The organism is Clostridium sp. 19966 (assembly GCF_032335695.1).
Classification (GTDB): Bacteria; Bacillota; Clostridia; order Clostridiales; family Clostridiaceae; genus JACTOJ01.
The window spans coordinates 1-511 of record NZ_JACTOJ010000090.1; the positions used below are offsets into that span (position 1 = coordinate 1).

Below are 511 nucleotides of genomic sequence, written 5' to 3' on the forward strand. Positions count from 1 at the left end.
ATAATAGCATGTCCATTTTTGTAAATCAATACATATTTTTGTTATAATATCAAATGCATATAAATAATCATTAGTAATAATTTTTTTACTTACCTTGATTCATATATCCAATAGTAACCTTTATTAAATTATAAATTTCTTCATCTGTAACTTTTAATCCAGCCTTAGCCAAAGCACTTTCTATAAGTTCCAAAGCTTTATTATGCTTACTACCACTAATATTTTCTACTAGTCCTTCTTTAGCAAGTTGCTCTACCTCAATACAAGCATCTTTAACAATCTTCTCTAATTTGCCCTCATTATCATTTCCAAGTACACCTATTGCTTTTTCCTTGAAATTTTTAACAAATTCACTGTCCTTTAATAAAGCAATCTCCTTAATTATAAATCCTGTCAAACTTATTAAAATTAAACTTAATACATATCCAATAATCTGGTTAATATCCATGTTCCCATTACTTCCCTTCTAATATATATAATAAATTAACTTAAATATTGTAAACTAACCCCC

1 protein-coding gene is annotated in these 511 nt (G+C 26.2%); it reads right to left on the bottom strand.

What is annotated here, in order from left to right; all coding sequences use genetic code 11:
- Window positions 1-85 precede the first annotated feature (85 nt).
- Window positions 86-448, bottom strand: a complete 363-nt coding sequence (locus IAI10_RS24610) for a hypothetical protein (RefSeq protein WP_315675953.1) — start codon at window positions 446-448, stop codon at window positions 86-88.
- Between the last annotated feature and the right edge of the window lie 63 nt (window positions 449-511).

Bases quoted from the DNA above. Each gene is read 5' to 3' on its own strand.
- IAI10_RS24610 (WP_315675953.1), bottom strand. From the start codon at position 448: ATGGATATTAACCAGATTATTGGATATGTATTAAGTTTAATTTTAATA.